The organism is Desulfovibrio gilichinskyi (genome assembly GCF_900177375.1).
Lineage (GTDB): Bacteria > Desulfobacterota > Desulfovibrionia > Desulfovibrionales > Desulfovibrionaceae > Maridesulfovibrio > Maridesulfovibrio gilichinskyi.
Map to the genome: position 1 here is coordinate 152,818 of NZ_FWZU01000003.1, position 13,012 is coordinate 165,829.

The following is a 13,012-nucleotide window of genomic DNA, read 5'->3' on the forward strand; positions in this document are numbered from 1 at the left end:
AACAAGTGAGGATTAATTATGAAAGCTATTGCTGTTAACGGGAGTCCTAGAAAGAAGGGAAATACCGCAACTTTGCTTGAGCATGCACTAAATGGTGCAGAATCAAAAGGTGCAGATATAGAAATGGTGAATCTTTACGGGCTGAACTTTAAAGGTTGCATCAGCTGTTTTGAATGTAAAAAATTAGGCGGCAAAAGTTATGGAAAGTGCGCTTTTAAAGATGAGCTGACTCCTCTCTTAGAAAAAATCAGTGAAGCAGATGTTCTCATAATGGGTACGCCAATTTATTTTTCTTCCGAGACAGGTGCGATAAGATCCTTTTTAGAACGTCTTCTGTTTCAGTCTCTTACCTATACACCCGGTTATGTATCTATCTTTCCCGGTAAAATACAGGCTGGGCTGATCTATACAATGAACGTTACTGAAGAAAACATGGTCACTTATCATTACGATAAATCAATTGCCGGAACGCGAGGAGCTATAAGCAGGAATTTCGGGAATTGTGATCTACTTATTTGTTCAGATACTTATCAGTTCAAAGATTATTCTAAGTATGAGTCCTCTGTATGGGACGCAGAAGCAAAATTAAAGCGGCATAAAGAAATTTTCCCGCTGGATTGTAAGAAAGCTTACGAGATGGGCGTGAAACTGACTTCTGATGTGGCAAACGGTTAGCAGCAGATATTTGTTGTTAACGGGATTGATCAGTCCATTTTTTCACGAAAAATTAGTCCCCTGCGCCTGAGTGCAGGGGACTAATTTTTAATTATTATTCAATGTCAGCTTCTTCTTTTTCCCGTTCAGCTGGTGAAAGAGACCAGAAAGGAACTCCGTCCTTTGTCAGACGGAACTTATATTTGCGTTCTTCTCCGGCTTTGACCTTTGCAGCCATATATTCAAATTTACCGTTGATATCAACTAAGACTCCGTAAACTTTAACGATTACTCCGGGTCTCAGGTCTTTTATTCTAGGCTCAACAAAGTCTTTCGGTCCAAGGTGGACAAGAACTTCTTCTCCGTCTTCTTTGTCTCGGACCACAATGCCGACGCCTTCAGCCATTCCTTCTAACGGAGTAATATCCACTATTTTAATCAGTGTTCCTTTGAAAACATCACGGTCGGTATTGTCGTAAAGTTTGTCATATTTTCCGCCTTTCTCCCATCCTTTGATGTTCATATCCGCAGCACATGCCGCAGTGGCTGTGAGGACGCAGAGACATAGAAGAGGGACTAATTTCAAATTGACTTTTTTAAACACTTGGAAACTCCTTTTTCTGTCTATTTATTGCCAGATAACCAACTGCTGAATGCAAGCAGGTCTATTTTTTTCGCATCTGTAAAAGCCATCCCACGCTGAAAATCTGTCTTGATGAATTGAACTGTCACTTGTTTTGTTTTTATGTCTATTAAAAAAGCCCTGATATAATCCGCTCTGGCATACATAGAACCTTCATTGTCAGTTGTCCCGTTGTCTGCGCTGATATCATAGAGCAGTGCAAGGTCTGCATCTGTACCGGATAGGGCTTTTAAAACTGCATCTACATTCGGTGTATACTTATTGTACTTTCCTTTTACCCACAGTCCTTGTCCGTCAATGTTTTCAAGAACAGGTATGTTGCCCCCGTTAACAGGATAGGCTGACCACGCATAAACAAAAGAACCGGATTGTTTACAAGCGTCCTTCAAAGCCTGTGTCATTGTCCAGCGATATTTCAAATTAAAATCCATGGTGGATGCGCGCCATGGAAGCATTGCAACCTTATATGCTTTACCTCCTGTAGCAAACGGTGTGTCATACCCCGGGGCGGCCGCGCAGGAGACAAGTAACATTGACGTTAAAAGCATAATTATTAATTTTTTCATGGATAATCCTTTATGTAGATTGTGATAGTTACAATTTACATCGCAGCTTAAAGGATGTCCACTGCTGACAACAATATTAGGCTTGGCCCCGAGTCGATTTGCCGCTACACTCCGATTTGTTTTAAATTTGGAGGTACTTAGATGTCAGATGCTAAAAAGCCACAGAAATTATCCAGAAGAGGATTTCTTTTCGGCGGATTCAGACGAAAAGATGACAAGGAGCAGGCTAATAGTGCGGCAAAACCTATTGCCGCAGCCGAAGTTGATCTTGATGTTCTTGCTGCGGCGAATGTTGCCTATGAGAATAAAAGGTACGCTGAGGCTTCAGAAAAATATAAAGATTTTATAAAATCAGAGCCGCATAATACAAATGCCAGAAAACGGCATGGACACAGTTTATATATGTGCGGAAAGTTCGTTCAGGCAAAAGTTGAATTTGAGCGGACTATTAAAATTCTTGGTGAAGATAATTTTGCGTCATTATATTTAGGATTGATTTTCTGCCGTATCGGGAACGTTGAAAAAGCTCTATCCGCATGGAAAGGATATTTCGATCCTAAAAAAATTGAGGTGCAGCGTGAAATAAACTTACAGATGGCACTTATTGAAAGTGATCCTGAATTTTCACTTGCTGAAGCCGCAGACATGGTTGAAAAAGTTTTAAACGAAAGTGCCGGATAGCCGCTTACATTAGAGCAAGTTCACCGAGCCGTTTAATACCGTTTTGAATCGCATCACTCCATGGAGATCCGCTGCTGAGCCTTATGTAATTTGAAAAAGCATCACGGGTTGAAAATACCGATCCCGGTACTATTCCTATCCCTTCCTCTTTAGCTCTGAAGAAAAGTTTTACCCCGTCTGTTCCGGCAGGGAGTTCCACCCACAGAACAGAACCGCCTTTCGGGTCGGTCACTTTTGTTCCTTTCGGGAATGACAAGGCTATCTCGGTTCGCATTTTAGTCATTTGTTCTTTCATGGCTAAGCGCAATTTTTTGAGATGGCGATCAAAGTGAGCGTCTTTCAGGTATCTGGCTGTGGCCATCTGAGTCGGGGATGCGCAGGATACATTTGTGGTGGCCTTTATTTCCATGGCTTTATCAAGAAAACGTCCCGGAGCCAGCCACCCTATACGGTAGCCCGGTGAGATTGTTTTTGAAAAAGACGAGCAGAGCAGAACTCCGCCTTTACGATCGAAAGATTTGAATGTCCGCGGCCGCGTGTCTCCGAAGTATATATCTCCGTAAACATCGTCTTCAACAAGTGGAATGTCTTTTTCTGCCAGCAGTTTAACTATTTCTTTTTTTGCATCATCAGGAGTAAGGCCGCCATCAGGATTATTAAAGTTGGGCGAGAGAATGCATGCTTTAATATCGAATTTTTTTACCGCAGCGGCCAGTTCTTCAGTATTGATTCCGTTTTTAGGGCAGGACGGTATTTCCAGTGCCCGAAGTCCAAGGCTTTCCACTAATTGCAGGAAACAATAATAGGTCGGCGATTGAATCAGAACCAGATCTCCGGCGCGGGTAAGTGAGCGCAGGGAGATATACAGAGCTTCCATTGCACCGATAGTGATCATCAGCTCATCAGCAGTGATATTGGAACCGCAATCTACCGAGCGGAAGGCAATCTGTCTGCGTAATTGCAAGTTTCCGGCAATAGATTCGTATTCCATGGAAAGGGCAGGATTTTCTTTGACCACTGCGGTCATTATCTTAGCCAGATGTTTTGTCGGCAACAGTTCACTGCCGGGGCAGACAACTCCGAGCGGCAGTAATTTTTTATTTCCTACAGTTTCAAGAGCTGTCTGTATCAATTTGTTTTTGGTCACAGTATGCGGTTCAAGCATCGTGGCCGGTTTTACTATGGGCGTTGGAATCTTGCGGAATTCACTGCGTACAAAATATCCCGATCTGGGGCGGGATTCAATTAAACCTCTTTTCTCCAGCTCCTCATAAGCATGACTGACGGTAGAAATAGATACTTTTAAATTTGAACTCATCTGGCGCAACGAGGGGAGCTTGTCGCCGGGTGTCAAATCTCCTGCGTGGATATGCTTTGATATTTCCTGTTCAACTTTTTTATATCTGTATTCGTCATCATCACGCTGAATATTCATAATTTAACCCTGTATTATTAAATCTGTTATGATTCAGATTTGTATAAACTGTATCTGTACTGGTTGCAGATTGTATGATCTTTTATCCTCAGCTTCAAGGAAATTTTTTAGAATGGATTTGTTGAGTATTAATGTCGCAGGAGGTAAGTGTGGAATCCATAATGAGTTCCAAGAAAATTAGATTTAATAGCGTATTGATGTCAGCTGTAAAACAAGCGTTGCCTATTGTGCTTGGTTTTTTGCCTGTCGGGTTTGCGTATGGAGTTTTAGCCCGCAAGACCGGAATTTCTATTGATAACACTATATTAATGTCTCTGCTTGTTTTTGCAGGGTCGGCGCAGTTTATAGCCGTGGGGCTGCTTGCGTCCGGAGCCTCGGCTGTATCCATAATTATAACTACCTTTATCGTTAACCTGCGCCACTTGCTCATGTCTGCGGCTTTGTCCCCGCATTTGCGCAAGTGGGGCAAACTGGAGCTTGCAGCTTTCAGTTTTCAACTTACCGATGAAACTTTTGCAGTGCATTCAACCAGATTCAGCAATGGTGATAACTGTAAAAGTGAAACTTATTTAATCAACTGTATTGCCCAGCTGGCATGGGTCTGCGGGACTGTTCTGGGAGTTATTTCAAGTTCTCTTATTACAGACATTAGACCGATGGGTCTCGATTACGCTCTTCCGGCAATGTTTATCGCTCTGCTCATATTTCAGATAAAAGATAGAAGTCATATCATAGTCGGGGTAATAACCGGACTGCTTTCCACCGCACTTGCTCTTGGCGGAGCCGGACAGTGGAATGTAATAATCGCAACACTTATCGGCGCAAGTCTTGGAGTTGTATTGTCATGGATCAAAAATTAATTTTTCTTATAATCGTAGGGATGATGGCGGTCACTTACGGTCCGCGTCTTCTTCCTGCGCTGACTTTAAGTTCAAGAGATCTTCCGCCCGTAGTGGTGCGCTGGCTGGGATATGTACCGACTGCGGTACTGTCTGCATTGCTGGTACCTTCGCTTTTAGCCCCCGAAGGCGTAATAAATTTGGGTTTTGATAATATTTATTTCTGGGTCGCGGTCCCGACTTTCGGCGTGGCCATGTTTACGCGTAATTTTTTCGGAACAGTTGCTTTCGGAATGGGGATGGTCGCTGCGGTCCGGTATTTTATTTAGATGTAATTCCGATAGATTATTAGAATATAAAAAATAGCAGTCCGTGAAATACTCACAGACTGCTATTTTTTAATTACGATATAATATGGCTGGAAAATTTTAGTTTCCGGCTATTGAATCGGTCCTTCTGCTTTACCCTGTTCCTGCTCGGCCGCAATCTGCGAAAGTTTTGCGCGGATATATTCGCCGGCAATGTTTCCCTGTTCGTCCTTTTGAGTTGGCGCGTAGGCTGAGATGTCTTCTGCAATCTGTTTTTCCATCCGCTCGGACTCCATGAACATAATATATACTAAGACGAGCGCGGAATCGTTTTCAGGTGTTCCGCTGCAAAGTTCTTCAATTTGATTTTTAGGGACAGTTTCAAGCAGTCTGTCAATGAACATGACGGCCCATTTCTCATATAGTTCGGCAATGGTCGGGATCATTGATTTTATATTATTGACTGATCTTTCATCAATGTTGGGCATGGTCATAGTTATGAACTCTCCAATGGCGTTTTGGCGCGCTGATTCATCGTGAGTACATTTTTTCATTATGACCGCGTGAATATATTCTCTGATTTTTGCTTCTTCCATTTCCCTGATACCTCACTCTGCAAAATTTAAATTGCTTACCTGCATTTGTCCTGCAAACTGATTACTAGAAAGATTCTTTGCAGGCAACCGCGCTTATAAATGAGTTAAAAAAAATGAGGCCTATTTAAGTCGTTTATTGACTTTTATGCGCATTACGTATCTGCTTTTCAACCGAACAGCTGCGCAGGCTGCTTGCCAGCAAATCTGTCACAGTCTGTTATATTCACTTAGATGATTGCTGTTATTGTTTATATGCTTTTTATTGGAGAATTTTCATGGATTTTATTTTTAACATGCTACCTTTATTTAAAATTATGTTTGTTTTTATCTGTATGCTGATAGGCATAAGATTTAAACTTGGGGTAGGATTATCGGTTTTGGTGGGCGGACTTGTTCTGGCTCTGATAACCGGTATGAAAATGGACTTGTTGCTTGAGACTACTACGTCTGCAATTATAGATAGTGAAACTATTTATCTGGTATTAATTGTCGCTTTGATCATGTTTTTGAGCGGACTGCTTGAATGTACAGGGCAAGCCTCACGAATTATGGAATCTCTTACCGGATATCTAAGAAGTCCGAGACTGCGTCTTGTTTTTTTCCCGGCCTTGATAGGGCTGCTTCCTATGCCGGGCGGGGCTATTTTTTCTGCCCCGATGATCCGCGAAGCCGCTGAAGGTCTCGATGTCAGTGATAGTAATAAAGTAGTAATCAATTACTGGTTCAGGCATTTGTGGGAACTTGCATGGCCGCTGTATCCGGGGATGATTCTCGGTGCAGCACTCAGTGGCATGTCCGTGTTTAAATTTATCAGCTATACGTTCCCCGGACCTATTGTTGTATTTTTACTAGGGTACTTCTTTTTCTTACGCTCTTCAGTTCTGCCTCTTAAAAAAGGTGTGCACGATAATATTGAAGTTAAATCAGGTAACGCTTTAAGAGCAGTGAAAGAGAGTTTGCCACTGCTTGTCGCTATCGCCGGTTCCTTGGTCTTTGAAGGTCTTTTTTCTTTTATATCGCCGAATATTCCATTTGAAGCTGCGATCATTACAGCATTGTTTCTTGCTGTACTTTGTGCGGCATTTGCTAATACTGGATCAATCGCAATTATTCGCTCTTTGTTGGTGCAGAAAAGATTTATCAGTATGGTCTTTATGATATTTTGTGTGTTTATATTTAAAGACGTTCTCGGCTCTTGCGGCCTTATTACAGAGCTTTCGCGCCTTGCCGGCGGTGAAACAGCTTTAATTGCCGCGGCTGTTTTAGTTCCGTTTGTAGTCGGTTTTATTGCAGGCATTACTATGGCTTTTGTAGGGGCCGCAATGCCGCTGGTTGTGGGACTTGTTCATTCAATGGGGCTGACGCCGCAGCTTCCTGCATGGGCCATGCTGTGTATGTTTTCCGGTTTTGCAGGTATAATGGCGTCACCGCTTCATATATGTTTTCTTTTGACCTGCGAGTATTTTAATGTAGATTTATATTCAGCGTGGAAAAGGATTTTGATCCCCAGTCTTGTCCTGCTATGTCTGGGAGTAGCGTACTTTTTTGTTTTGGTGTAGTACCCTCAGACCTTACGAGGTCAAGAAATAAAAAAATTGGAGGAATACGATATGGCGAATCCTATGGTAATGATGGAAACTCCTGAAGGTGAAGTTTTAATTGAACTTTACGAAGACAAGGCTCCCAAGACTGTTGCAAACTTTTTGCAGTACGTTGACGAAGAATTTTACGCTGGAACAATTTTTCATAGAGTTATCAACAACTTCATGATTCAGGGTGGCGGTTTTGATTTTTCCATGAAAGAAAAAGCAACTCATGCTCCTGTTGAAAATGAAGCTGATAACGGTCTTAAAAATGAAGTAGGAACTCTTGCCATGGCTCGTACTATGGACCCTCATTCCGCTTCATCACAGTTTTTCATTAACGTAAAAGATAACGGATTCCTTGATCACACCGCAAAAAATCCTCAGGGTTGGGGCTATTGTGTATTCGGTAAAGTCATCGACGGAATGGAAGCTATCGACAAAATAAAAAAAGTGCGTACCCGCAGTCATGGTCCTATGGACGATGTTCCGGTTGATCCTATCAGCATCATTTCTATGATTCGCTTTGAAGATTAATGTGTAAGTACTGAAAAAATCAATTTTAACGCCGAAAAAGGAATATCCTTTTCGGCGTTTTTTTTTTACGCTGAGGCAAAGTGTTGTAATCGGTTCTTATTTGGATGATTTTATTTTGGTAATGGCTCTGAAGTGTCACAATAGGTGTCGTTAAGTATTATAAGGCGCAGAGGTAGAAGTTGAATAATTCTGAATTAACAATCCTGGTTATTGATGATGAAACTTTTGTGCGCGAAACAATCAGTGATTATCTTAGCGATTCCGGTTTTAATATATTAAATGCCGGTGACGGCGCGGAAGGGCTTGATGTTCTCAGAGCAAATAAGCCTGATGCTGTTCTTGTTGATTTAAATATGCCGCATGTTGACGGGTTTGAAGTCCTTAAGGTCGTACGTGAGGAACAGCCTGATCTGCCGATCCTTGTTGTTTCAGGTGCGGGATTGATTGAGGATGCTATTAAAGCTGTACGTCTCGGGGCGTGGGATTTTGTCACCAAGCCTATCATGGATATGGGTATTCTTGAGCATGCCTTAAGTCAGGGGCTGGAACGAGCCGCCTTGATTAAGGAAAATAAAAAATACAAAGAGCATCTTGAAGCGGAGGTCCACAAAAGAACGGAGGCTCTGCGCAACGAAATCAGGATGAGAAAGAAAACTCAAGACGCTTTAATGGTTTTACAGGCAGAAGTTATTGAGACTCAGAAAGAAATTATCATGACTCTCGGCGAAGTGGTTGAAACCCGTTCCAACGAAACTGCTAAACATGTTCGCAGAGTTGCAGAGTATACAGCTATTCTGGGGCTGCGGGCCGGGCTTGATCCGGAAGAGGCTAATTTATTAAGACTTGCTTCTCCTATGCATGATGTCGGTAAAATAGGTATTCCTGATACCGTGTTGAATAAGCCGGGAAAACTTACCCCTGAAGAATTTGATCTGGTTAAAACACACACCACCATCGGACATGAAATTTTGAAACATTCCGAAAGACCGATTATCAAGGCTGCTGCAATAGTGGCCTATGAACATCATGAACGGTGGGATGGCAAAGGGTATCCTCGCGGACTTGTCGGTGAAGAAATTAATATTTACGGACGGATCACCTGTATTGCGGATGTTTTTGATGCTTTGGGTAGTGAACGTGTTTACAAAAAAGCATGGTCACTTGAAAAGATTAAAGGTTATTTTGAACAGGAAAAGGGTAAGCAGTTTGATCCTGCTTTAACTGATCTTTTTTTTGATAATATTGATGAAATCCTTGAACTGCGAAAACTGTATCCAGACGGGTGATTATTATTTTAAAATATATTTAAAAGGGTATTGAAAATTTCAATACCTTTTTTTTTGAATTAAAAATAACTACGAATATTTGAGCAGTTTTTCTACTTTAAAAGGTTCAGGGTGTTTTTTATTGCGCGCGAGACGCAGTGATCCTTTTCGGCACTTGTTAATGCATACGCCGCACCCCATGCATTTAGCGGGATCTATGCGCATACGCTTGTCACGAATCTTCATAGCTCCGAATGGACAGTATTCCATACACTGTCCGCACCCGATGCATTTGTTAGGATCGACTATGGATATATACCCCGAAGGAGCCAGCATCGGAATGCTGTTTTTCATTGCTTCCATAGCGCCGCAGCAGCATGGACAGCAGTTGCAAATTGAATAAAATCTGCCGAGCATCACATCTTTGAAAAATGCGTTATGTACATGTCCTCTGGCATTTTCAGCCTCAAGTATCCTTGCCGCTTCATCTATGGTTATGCGCCGTGCTTTGTCAGGATGATTTTCAACAACGAATGAAGCAAATGGTTCTCCGATAATTAAGCATACATTCAGAGGAAGGCACGGCTTTTTTTGTGTAGCGCGGCAAGGGCATTCAAGTGCTGCGATATGATCGGGCTCGCTGAGTACAATATCTCTGGCTTTGTTGTAGGGCAAAACCCGCTCGGGGATAGTTGCTGAAACTTCACGGCTTATATGTATAAGCTTAAGAGCCTCTTCAGTTATAATAATTTTGCCGTGATATGTGTCTGCAAAATCTTTTTTAAGTTGTTCCAATTTTTCTTTATCATCAGGATCGGCGATAAGACTTGTAATAAAGCCGGCAATCGGAGCAAGGTTGCTTTCACTCAAGGATGCTCCGATATGAGCATTAGGCCAGCGTATATACATAAAATTGTGAAGAACGTCTTTGATGGTCATGTTCTTATTTTCAAGAGCTTTCTTGAGTAATTTCCCGGTCTCGGTGTCCGGAATTGACTTATCAATAACTTTCTTCATGTATGGCCCTCTTGCTATATTAATTAGCAGAGCTGGAAAAAATAGTACAGGTTTTCTGAAAGTAACTTCACAAGATGAACGGGTTATGCCTATGTTGCATTTGTGCCTGATATCATAAGAAATAAGGTGATTATGCGGGAGTAGTTAAATGGAAATTACAGTTCGCAGACACGGTGAAAGTGTTGTTGTTTGCATTGGTGAAAGAATTGATGCTTACGGCGCCGTAGAGCTTGATAAAGTGCTTGAAGATCTTCTGGCTGAGCAATCGCTGGCATGCGTGGCATTCGATATGAGTGATGTATGCTATTTGAGCAGTGCCGGAATACGCAGTATTGTGAAAACTCTTAAGATTTTACGCTCTCGGCAAGGGGCATTGGCTCTTTGCGGTCTGCGTTCATATTGTAAGAATGTACTTGATACGGCCGGTATGACACGGACTTTAAATATTTTTGTTTCAAGAAATGAAGCCATGACTTTTTTGCAGTCCGTGCAATGGGAACGGCAAGCTCTTGAAAACTGGGATGACCTTGAAAATATGGATTCGCCCATCGGCGGTTTCAGATTTATTCCGGGTGAGAACAGTCAGGCTGAAATTAAAGTCATCGGTTCTGTCGCGGACGTTCTGCATTCAAGAGTAACTGAAAGCCGAATGTTTTCACGCAGATTTTCGCAGACAGAATATTCTATCGGAGTCGGCGGGCTTGGCAATGTTCCTGCAGATTATATGAAAGTTCTCGGTGCGATGATCACCATCGGCGGGACTATGGCATGGGTTCCTACCGACGGACATGACCTTGCGGATTTTCTGGTCCCGCAAAATGATACAGGTGCGGTGCTTATAAGAACTCCGTTTAATTTGACGATTGACGGAGGTTTTAATGAATATGTGATGTTTAATTCCACAGAGGAAGGCGGCACAACTCTGGATAAACTTTACAGGGGGCTTTTTCTGCTTGCAAGACGGCGGCGCAGAGATTTTAAAGGGGTTATAGGGGTAGCGGCGTGGACGCAAGTAAGCGAATTGATGGCGGGTACTTTGATGTGTTCTCCCATAAGTGAATTTGCTCCTGCAAACGGCAAAACTATCATTGATCCGGTTAACAGCGGAGAATGGTGGACGCGGGACAGCCTTCCGAGACATAGAAATGTCACCTGTCTTACATGCGGATTCGGAGTTGATCTTTCATGTGACCTTTCGGCTTATGAGCAGGCCGGTCTTTATGCCGGATTTTATATTGATCCTGCTACAGCCGGAGATAAAGGGCATATTTTAAATAATCATGGAGCTGTTTTCGAGCGTCTTCAAATGCCTGAGAGAATGGTTTCACTGGATAAATCCATTAGACAGGTAACTGCAAAAGCTGAGTTTAAAGATATGCGCAAATTGCGCGATAACAGTAAAATCACACGTGCTTTTATGGGAATAAGTTATATACAGAAAATTTCTCAGGACAGTTCGGGCTGGCAGGGCGGAGGGACTGAAGCTCTGATCAGCCGGGGGCTTGCTGATAAAAGGTACCGGATGGAAGCAGATGGGCCGGCCGTTCCTGAAAAGCGTGACGAGGAAATCAGTAAATTTCAACGGTTTTTAGAAACTCAGCAAGCCAAATTAGGAACCAAGGACTAACTTTTGCGGTTAAATTTGGTGCATAATTTATTGAATTTGTAATAGAGTAGCAGTGCAAAATATCAGGTACCTGTCTGCTTTTGATGTGCGTGGTAAGAAAATAGATTCTCGCATTGTAATATTTGGAGGTAATATGAAAAGAATAGTAATTTTGTGTCTTATTGCGATCGGAGTTTGCGCCGGCAGTGCGGTTGCGGCTGAAAATACGATTAAAATAGGTGTACTTTATAATTTAACAGGTCCGATGGCAGTAATTGATCAGCCCGGTTTTCATGGTATGGAGCTTGCCCAGGACGTGATAAACAGCGAAGGCGGAGTGCTTGGTAAAAAAATAAGTTTGATAGTTTCCGATTGCCGCTCAAATCTTGACGCTACGGCGGATGCCGCTTCAACTCTGGCCGGTGAAAAAGGCATTGTCGCTGTGTCGGGGCTTAACGATACAGACTACGCTATAGCTGCGGCCCCTGCTGTAACGACTAAGAATATGGTGTTCTTAACATCTGGGGCAACGATGCAGAATCTGCCTTATATGTATGGTAAATATTTTTTTATGACTGCTTTTGGGGATAATATGCAGGCACGCGCTGTGGCGAAGTTTGCAAAGCGCAGACTAAACACAACTCGTTGTTTTGTCGGGACAAATATTTCCAGTGAGTTTGCTAAAACTCTTTCTAAATATTTTAAGCGCAGGTATCAAAAATATGGCGGAAAAGTGGTCAAAGAGGATTGGTTTAATACCGGAGATGCCACGTATCCGCTGCCGAAAGAAGGTGATAATCCTGATTTGTTTTTCCTTTCAACCATTCCACCGGATGTGGCTAAATATGTGACAGAAGTCCGCGCAGCAGGATTTGAACAGCCGATTGCTTCAGGTGACGGATTTGATACTCCGGGATTATTAAATATTCCTCAAGAGTATGCCCATTCTATTTATTTTGCGACTCATGTAGCATTTGATAACCCTGCTCCGGAAGTGCAGGACTTTGTGGAACGGTATGAAAAAATGTTCGGGGTTACTCCGGAGAGCGGTTTTGCAGCACTTGGGTATGATTCAGTAATGCTGCTTGCCAAGGCCATTACAAAGGCCGGTTCAACAGATCCTGAAGCAATCAGAGCCTCTTTGGCGGAAACTAAAGAATTTAGAGGTGTTACCGGAGAGATCAGCTATCCTGAAGGTGTAAGGGTTCCGGATAAAAGTGTAGATATTGTCCGCTTTAGTAATGGAACTGTTTCATTTGTTGAACAGATTGCTCCTAATTAA

General features: G+C 42.5%; 14 protein-coding genes. 9 read left to right on the plus strand and 5 right to left on the minus strand.

Annotated features, from left to right (window positions below; genetic code table 11):
* The first annotated feature begins 18 nt into the window (after positions 1 to 18).
* Positions 19 to 675 (plus strand): flavodoxin family protein, encoded by a 657-nt coding sequence (locus tag B9N78_RS09205; RefSeq protein WP_085101547.1) that lies wholly within the window; start codon positions 19 to 21, stop codon positions 673 to 675.
* 94 nt (positions 676 to 769) lie between these two features.
* On the opposite strand, the gene B9N78_RS09210 is transcribed toward B9N78_RS09205, so the two are convergent.
* Entirely contained in the window at positions 770 to 1,258 is a 489-nt protein-coding gene (locus B9N78_RS09210) for a MamS/MamX family magnetosome protein (protein ID WP_085101548.1), read from the minus strand.
* Between the two features lie 20 nt (positions 1,259 to 1,278).
* A complete protein-coding gene (locus tag B9N78_RS09215) occupies positions 1,279 to 1,863 on the minus strand; it encodes a putative periplasmic lipoprotein (RefSeq protein WP_085101549.1) in 585 nt (194 codons plus the stop codon).
* Between the two features lie 141 nt (positions 1,864 to 2,004).
* Here B9N78_RS09215 and B9N78_RS09220 point away from each other — a divergent pair, with 141 nt between their 5' ends.
* Positions 2,005 to 2,544, plus strand: a complete 540-nt coding sequence (locus B9N78_RS09220; protein WP_085101550.1) for a tetratricopeptide repeat protein — start codon at positions 2,005 to 2,007, stop codon at positions 2,542 to 2,544.
* 4 nt (positions 2,545 to 2,548) lie between these two features.
* Here the strand turns inward: B9N78_RS09220 and B9N78_RS09225 are convergent, their stop codons facing one another.
* The gene (locus B9N78_RS09225) at positions 2,549 to 3,979 is read right to left on the minus strand and encodes an aminotransferase-like domain-containing protein (protein ID WP_085101551.1); all 1,431 of its coding nucleotides are present in this window, start codon (positions 3,977 to 3,979) and stop codon (positions 2,549 to 2,551) included.
* Between the two features lie 149 nt (positions 3,980 to 4,128).
* On the opposite strand from B9N78_RS09225, the gene B9N78_RS09230 reads away from it, so the two are divergent.
* Positions 4,129 to 4,839, plus strand: a complete 711-nt coding sequence (locus B9N78_RS09230; protein WP_085101552.1) for an AzlC family ABC transporter permease — start codon at positions 4,129 to 4,131, stop codon at positions 4,837 to 4,839.
* Positions 4,824 to 5,147 (plus strand): AzlD domain-containing protein, encoded by a 324-nt coding sequence (locus B9N78_RS09235; protein ID WP_085101553.1) that lies wholly within the window; start codon positions 4,824 to 4,826, stop codon positions 5,145 to 5,147. Before B9N78_RS09230 ends, B9N78_RS09235 begins: the two co-directional genes overlap by 16 nt.
* Positions 5,148 to 5,257: 110 nt before the next feature.
* Here the strand turns inward: B9N78_RS09235 and B9N78_RS09240 are convergent, their stop codons facing one another.
* Positions 5,258 to 5,722, minus strand: coding sequence for a hypothetical protein (locus tag B9N78_RS09240; RefSeq protein WP_085101554.1), 465 nt, complete (start codon positions 5,720 to 5,722; stop codon positions 5,258 to 5,260).
* Positions 5,723 to 5,997: 275 nt separating this feature from the next.
* Here B9N78_RS09240 and B9N78_RS09245 point away from each other — a divergent pair, with 275 nt between their 5' ends.
* The 3 genes from B9N78_RS09245 to B9N78_RS09255 all read left to right on the plus strand — a co-directional run bounded on the left by B9N78_RS09245 (position 5,998) and on the right by B9N78_RS09255 (position 9,128).
* Positions 5,998 to 7,281 (plus strand): DUF401 family protein, encoded by a 1,284-nt coding sequence (locus tag B9N78_RS09245; protein ID WP_085101555.1) that lies wholly within the window; start codon positions 5,998 to 6,000, stop codon positions 7,279 to 7,281.
* Positions 7,282 to 7,332: 51 nt separating this feature from the next.
* On the plus strand, positions 7,333 to 7,842 hold the full coding sequence (locus B9N78_RS09250; protein WP_085101556.1) for a peptidylprolyl isomerase: 510 nt from the start codon (positions 7,333 to 7,335) through the stop codon (positions 7,840 to 7,842).
* 179 nt (positions 7,843 to 8,021) lie between these two features.
* Positions 8,022 to 9,128 carry an HD domain-containing phosphohydrolase gene (locus B9N78_RS09255; RefSeq protein ID WP_085101557.1) on the plus strand — a complete coding sequence of 369 codons (1,107 nt, stop codon included), beginning with the start codon at positions 8,022 to 8,024 and terminating at the stop codon, positions 9,126 to 9,128.
* 69 nt (positions 9,129 to 9,197) lie between these two features.
* On the opposite strand, the gene B9N78_RS09260 is transcribed toward B9N78_RS09255, so the two are convergent.
* Positions 9,198 to 10,124, minus strand: a complete 927-nt coding sequence (locus tag B9N78_RS09260) for a 4Fe-4S binding protein (protein WP_085101558.1) — start codon at positions 10,122 to 10,124, stop codon at positions 9,198 to 9,200.
* A gap of 148 nt (positions 10,125 to 10,272) precedes the next feature.
* Between B9N78_RS09260 and B9N78_RS09265 the strand changes: the two genes are divergently transcribed.
* Both B9N78_RS09265 and B9N78_RS09270 read left to right on the plus strand, forming a co-directional pair.
* Positions 10,273 to 11,751 carry an STAS domain-containing protein gene (locus B9N78_RS09265; RefSeq protein WP_085101559.1) on the plus strand — a complete coding sequence of 493 codons (1,479 nt, stop codon included), beginning with the start codon at positions 10,273 to 10,275 and terminating at the stop codon, positions 11,749 to 11,751.
* A gap of 133 nt (positions 11,752 to 11,884) precedes the next feature.
* Complete coding sequence (locus tag B9N78_RS09270) at positions 11,885 to 13,012, plus strand: ABC transporter substrate-binding protein (protein WP_085101560.1); 1,128 nt, start codon at positions 11,885 to 11,887, stop codon at positions 13,010 to 13,012.

Coding starts and splice junctions, on each gene's coding strand:
- B9N78_RS09260 (WP_085101558.1), bottom strand. CDS start 10,124: ATGAAGAAAGTTATTGATAAGTCAATTCCGGACACCGAGACCGGGAAA.
- B9N78_RS09220 (WP_085101550.1), top strand. CDS start 2,005: ATGTCAGATGCTAAAAAGCCACAGAAATTATCCAGAAGAGGATTTCTT.
- B9N78_RS09265 (WP_085101559.1), top strand. CDS start 10,273: ATGGAAATTACAGTTCGCAGACACGGTGAAAGTGTTGTTGTTTGCATT.
- B9N78_RS09215 (WP_085101549.1), bottom strand. CDS start 1,863: ATGAAAAAATTAATAATTATGCTTTTAACGTCAATGTTACTTGTCTCC.
- B9N78_RS09270 (WP_085101560.1), top strand. CDS start 11,885: ATGAAAAGAATAGTAATTTTGTGTCTTATTGCGATCGGAGTTTGCGCC.
- B9N78_RS09205 (WP_085101547.1), top strand. CDS start 19: ATGAAAGCTATTGCTGTTAACGGGAGTCCTAGAAAGAAGGGAAATACC.
- B9N78_RS09235 (WP_085101553.1), top strand. CDS start 4,824: ATGGATCAAAAATTAATTTTTCTTATAATCGTAGGGATGATGGCGGTC.
- B9N78_RS09250 (WP_085101556.1), top strand. CDS start 7,333: ATGGCGAATCCTATGGTAATGATGGAAACTCCTGAAGGTGAAGTTTTA.
- B9N78_RS09240 (WP_085101554.1), bottom strand. CDS start 5,722: ATGGAAGAAGCAAAAATCAGAGAATATATTCACGCGGTCATAATGAAA.
- B9N78_RS09245 (WP_085101555.1), top strand. CDS start 5,998: ATGGATTTTATTTTTAACATGCTACCTTTATTTAAAATTATGTTTGTT.
- B9N78_RS09225 (WP_085101551.1), bottom strand. CDS start 3,979: ATGAATATTCAGCGTGATGATGACGAATACAGATATAAAAAAGTTGAA.